Source organism: Streptomyces sp. NPDC087845 (assembly GCF_044742755.1).
Classification (GTDB): domain Bacteria; phylum Actinomycetota; class Actinomycetes; order Streptomycetales; family Streptomycetaceae; genus Streptomyces.
Window position 1 is genome coordinate 1 of record NZ_JBIUVC010000046.1, and the last position, 5,228, is coordinate 5,228.

A 5,228-nucleotide genomic window follows, 5' to 3' on the forward strand; every position below is an offset into this window, starting at 1 on the left:
GCCGGACTGCCCCTGGTCGTCGGGCTCTCCGCCGCCAACACCCACGACAGTCACGGTCTGAAGCCCATGGTGGGCGGTCTCCAATCGAGACACGACCCCCACCACGGCTGGAACCACAAACCCGGCAAACTCCACGCCGACAAGGCTTACGACCTACCTGACCTGCGGAAATGGCTCCGCGGTAAACGGATCGGCGTCCGCATCGCCCGCAAAGGAATCGAATCGAGCGAACACGCTCTTAGTGATGGGTTCGAGGATCGCCACGCACTCCACATGATGGGTCATCGGAAAGACGTCACCGGAAGTGACAGTCAGAGAACCTGCAGGTCAGACGCGGTGTGATTGCTCCAGAGGAGCAGCCTGCATGTGCCCGAGCGTCAAACGAGCGTCACGGACGAGACGGATCGGCCCTGCTCGACGGGTGTCGACGGCAGTCCCGCACACTGCCGGAAACAAGGACGTGAGATGAGCGGAATCACCGGTCGGTGCTCACCCCCGGGCGCCGGCCACCGTCGAAGCGTGCCCGCACTGCGGGGTCGCCAAGCAGGTCGGCACGGGTGGCCGTCGGTGCGTACAGACGTGCCCTCGTGACGCAGTGGCTCGCCGCAGGTGCGGGACCTGGGGCTGCGTCCGGTAGAAAGCACCCGCACGAAGATGCCTCCTCACCCGCCAACCATCGTCGTCCACAACGCCGTCTGTCACGGCGTCGACCTGCAGCCTCCGGCCACACTCGCGGCGGCCGGCTCTGGCTTGCGGACCTGTTCGCCGGGCCGACCAGCCTCGACAGTCGCCGGCCTGGAGCGTTTCAGCGGTACCCAGTTGTAAGTAAGCCGGAACGCGGGTGCCCGGGCCCACCGGCACACGTGGGCATGCCTTCCGACACCGCTGTCGTACGACTCGCCTCCAAAGAGCTGGAAGACGAGAACGAGAGCGAGGGCAGCAACCCCCAGGGGTCGACAACCCGGCGTCTCTGCTCCGGGAGTTCATCGAGCCGGGGCTGATGACGCGGCACGCCGACACTGCGATCGACCTGCCTAACGTCTACCGCCTCACCTTCGGCTCAAACGTGCGGCAGCGTCCCCGCCAGTCGACGGCTCCGCGGAGACATACCACGGGACGTGGTAAGTCCCTTGCGCCACAGGGCGATCTCTTCCCCCACCAGGAGGCGGGCTTGCGGTCTACCGGGGGTGATTACGAGGCTTGCGCAGCCTGAATCCATTGCGGCTCTTCACCCGAGGACGGCTTCAGCCACGGGCGAAGCTCACCCCCTCGTCCGGCAGCGACTCGTGCACGAAGCGCGCATCCAACGCTGCCAGCAGAGCGGACAGCTCCGCTTGGGCCTCGTCGGTCAGTGTGCCCATGGCAATCTGCGACTGATCACGTGCATCCAGATCATTGATGTAAGCGCTGATCGGGTACTGCCCCGGTAGTTTCCAGTCGGACTCCATCCTGCGTACAAGGTGTTCCCGGGACGAGAACAGATTCTTGAAAGAATATACCGGATCTGTAATTCCTCACGAATGCTGGGCGCAACCCGAGATCGCTCGATTTCCATTCAACAGGCGTCGTACCGAGAGACGCTGTTGATCACCGACGGAGTCAGCCTGGACCATAGCTCTTCTACATTCTGCGCCTCTGCCGATCTTTCATTCATCACGTTACTCCTGGAGTTGGCGCATGTAGTAGCTGTGGCCGCCACTTGGCTGCATGAAGGTGCCGTTGGATCCCTCACGGATTAGCATCGCGCCAGTCCGGTCATCCCACCATGCCCAACGAGAAACCCTTTACGGGTCTCCCCAAATTTTAATGCCAGGTCTTGCAGTCATCATTCTCCGAATTGTTCCGGGACATCCAGATCCCGAATTCACTAGATACCTCACCCCTATCCTCCTGCGCGTCGGCCCCTGCGGCTTCGAAATTCGCCTCGGCAAGGCCAGGCATGAACACCCCGCCACCTCCTCAGTGTCGGTGGGAGCGGATGCCCTCGGAGAGGAAATCGGTCCCGCACGCCCGCGGAGTCGTAGCCTGCGGATTCAGCCCCCTGACACGATCGAAGTTCTCCGGCAGCGGCCCACGAAATGCGCCCTCATCGGCGAGCTTGAGGATGAATTCGGAGGCGAGATGAGCGTCTTGATGTCGATGACATCGCGCAGAAGGGGGCCGCGGCGACCGCCGGGGCCACTTCTGTCGCTCACCACACCACATTTCCGACGCAGAGCTTTCCTGACCTACCTTTTCCGCTTCATGCCCGTCACACTTCCCTCCGAAGCACGGCAAGTCGTCTCTCCAGCAGACGGGTCGGCGGCGGCGCCGTCAGCCGAGGCTGACGCTCCATACGTCTCCATGCCCTAGCCATTCGTCGCGTTCCTCATGGTCATTGTTGACCAGAACGGATACCTTCGTTGCCGATGCGCGGTACTCCTGAAAATCACCTTGATCGATATGTTGAAGGGCGGGAGGATTCGGCAGCTTGGAAAACTCACCAAACAACTCATCCCATGTGAGGTATTGGGGGAAGTCATCGCGCATGGCAGTACGCCACCGATCGACCATATCGCTGCGGGTGGCCAGCCTGTGCAACTCGATGGCACCCCCGGATACGCTCCAACTTTGCCCGGAATTCAGATAGAATTCGATGAATCCATAATCACGCCGCATCGAATCACCGTCCTCGTCCACAACATCCACGAAATCGCAGTTGATTGCCTGCTGAAGCTCCATGAGGGTGGAACCGATGCCAACTCCGTACAGTCGCCCCGATGCAATAAATGAGGCAATCAATTCAGTGGCGCTCACGGCCACCCCTCCAATTTTTCTATGAGTGCTTTCATTTCATCCGCCCGGTTCTTTTTGTTTCCCCAGTTGTGATCAAGCATATGCTCCTGGGCGGACCTGGCCTTGGTGAGCAGATCGGCGCGAAGCTTGGGATCAGTGTTCACAGCGTCCACGGCTGCCTGGACGCTCTTGTCCGAGGCCCAGCCATGTTCGAGCCTGATCGGTGCACCCGCAATGTTGCCGTTGTCATCCACGAACACGTGCACTTCGTCCTCAAGACCCGGCTTCTTCTTCAGCGGGATGTGGATGTGGGCACCTTTGGTAGCCCAATCGGATGCCACGGGAGATACGCGTATCTTGCAGGGCTTCAGCCCCAATGGGTCGGCCCACGTATGTGGGTTCTCCACATACGTCAGGGCGTTGGGGGCTGGATCGAGGCCCAGGGGATCAGCAGTCACATAACGGGCCGTTTCCGGATCGTAGTACCTGTTGACGTTGTAGTGGAGGCCGGTCTCTGGGTCGAAATACTGGCCAGGGAATCGAAGCGGCGTGTATGCCGTGCTGGTTGTTGCCCAGGTTGTCGTGCCCCACAGTGTGGAGCGCGTGTTCCAGGCCAATCCCCCCGACTCGTCAATGAGTTCGCTCGGAGTGCCGATCAGATCGGTGACGATGGTGAAGAATCTTTCATCAACCGCCGCTTGCGTCGAACCACTTGCGAGGATGCGTTCCACCTGCGCCAGTGGACGCGCGCCGTCGTGGTCCCACGTGAGCGTGACAGGGTTGGGCAGGTCCTCCCCGGTGACCAGTTGCTCGCAGAGCTGTGCGTCGTCCCAGGCGAAGGAGGTTTGCTCCAGGATGGTGTCGCCGTCGTCGGCGAGGCGCTGCTTGGCTGTGCGACGGCCCATCGGATCGTACTGGTAGCGCCAGACTGTTCCATCTGGCGTGACTACCGAAACGAGCCGGTCCTCGGCGTCCCAGGCGAATCGCCACGTTTCAGGTTTACGGGAAAGCCGCCGCTTCTGACGAAGTGCGATTCTTCCCTGTTTGTCGTGCTCATAGCGGACGTTCCCCGCCGTGCTGATTCGTGTACCCGCGTAGGTGCGAATCCCTACCGCCTCCTGACCCGGGTGCGCTGTGGCCCAGGTCGCCTCGGTCTGATTGCCGGCGGAGTCATACGCGTATCGCTCGGACCAGTTCGAGGCGTGCACGGCCGTGACCCGGCCCAGGGTATCCAGGTCGAAGGTTCGGCTGCCGCGGAGCTGGTCTTCGATGCCGGTGAGGTTGCCGTCGGCGCGGTATGAGTACACGCGGTGCTGAAGAGTGCGGTTCGTAGCGGTGATGTGCTGGCCGGTGCGGCGGCCCATGAGGTCGAACTCGTGCCTGAGCGTGACTGTTGAGCCGATGTGCCGGGTCAGTTCCTGACCTGCCGCGTCCCGTTCGAAGGTGAGCGTGCGACCGGCCGTCGTGAGTTCATCGCGCCGGCCCGCCGCATCATAGGTCCAGGCGCTGACGGATCCGCTGGGGGTTCTCCTGCTGGTGCGGCGTCCGAGGGCATCATGCTCGAAGGAGAGACGTCGACCGTTGACGGTCTCGTACTTCAGGCGCCCGTAACGGTCCCGCATGCGGGTCAGAGAGGTGTCGGGTCCTGATGCGCCGGCCAGTTGGTCAAAGATGTCGTACTCGTAGCGGGTGAGTGCTCCGTCCGCGTCCTTGCGCAGCAGTTGGCCGAGTTCATTGCGTTCGAACCGGATGGTCTGGCCGGCCCCGTTAGTGCGGGAGACCAAGCGGCCCCCGGCATCGTAGCGGTAAGTCAGAACCCTGCCGTCGAAGTCGCTCTCCGCGGTAAGGCGACCGACTGGATCGTATCTGTAGTTCCAGGTCAGCCCGTGTGGGTCCGTGACTTCGGTAAGCCGGAGCAGCAGGTCATGGCTGAACTCGTACCGCACCCGGTCCGGGCCGGTCCGTGCCACGAGCAGGTCGAAGTCTGCGTACTCGAAGGTGGAGACGCCGCCCATGGCGTCGGTTTGAGTGAGGCAGTTGCCTTCGCCGTCGTACGTCCAGAACTGTTCGCTACCGTCCGCATCGATCCGGTGAGCGAGTTTTCCCTCCGTGGTCCAGGCGAACCGAGTGACAGCTCCCAGGGCGTCGGTCATCGAGGCCGGGCGGCCGAAGGCATCGCGCTCGTATCGCGTCGTTGCGCCCAGCGGGTCGGTGATCTCGGCGGGCAGGCCAGACATGTCGCACCGCACCGTGGAGCGGTGTCCAAGTGCATCCACAACGGATATGAGGTGTCCGGCCTCGTCGTACGTGTAGGTCGTTGTCGCGCCGGAGGCATCGGTGACCGACGTGCGGTTGCCGCGCTCGTCGTAGGTCTGCCGGGTGATCGTCCCGTCCGCGCGCTTGATTCGCACCGGTAGGCCGAGGGCGTTGTAGTCGGCGGTCAGTTCCCGCCC

Annotated in this window: 4 protein-coding genes; 1 reads left to right on the forward strand and 3 read right to left on the reverse strand. The window is 62.5% G+C overall.

The window, feature by feature from the left end:
• Positions 1–342, forward strand: a 342-nt coding sequence (locus tag ACIOMQ_RS41320; protein WP_402192873.1) for a transposase, incomplete at its 5' end; no start/stop codon positions are given.
• Between the two features lie 902 nt (positions 343–1,244).
• Here the strand turns inward: ACIOMQ_RS41320 and ACIOMQ_RS41325 are convergent.
• The 3 genes from ACIOMQ_RS41325 to ACIOMQ_RS41335 all read right to left on the reverse strand — a co-directional run.
• The gene (locus tag ACIOMQ_RS41325; protein ID WP_402192875.1) at positions 1,245–1,448 is read right to left on the reverse strand and encodes a hypothetical protein; all 204 of its coding nucleotides are present in this window, start codon (positions 1,446–1,448) and stop codon (positions 1,245–1,247) included.
• An 865-nt stretch (positions 1,449–2,313) separates the two neighbouring features.
• Positions 2,314–2,796, reverse strand: a complete 483-nt coding sequence (locus ACIOMQ_RS41330) for a hypothetical protein (protein WP_401942968.1) — start codon at positions 2,794–2,796, stop codon at positions 2,314–2,316.
• A partial coding sequence (locus ACIOMQ_RS41335) for an RHS repeat-associated core domain-containing protein (RefSeq protein WP_402192878.1) occupies positions 2,793–5,228 on the reverse strand: 2,436 nt, incomplete at its 5' end. The genes ACIOMQ_RS41330 and ACIOMQ_RS41335, both read right to left, overlap by 4 nt.

Excerpts from the sequence above, each read along its gene's own strand:
- ACIOMQ_RS41325 (WP_402192875.1), bottom strand. The coding sequence starts at position 1,448 with ATGGAGTCCGACTGGAAACTACCGGGGCAGTACCCGATCAGCGCTTAC.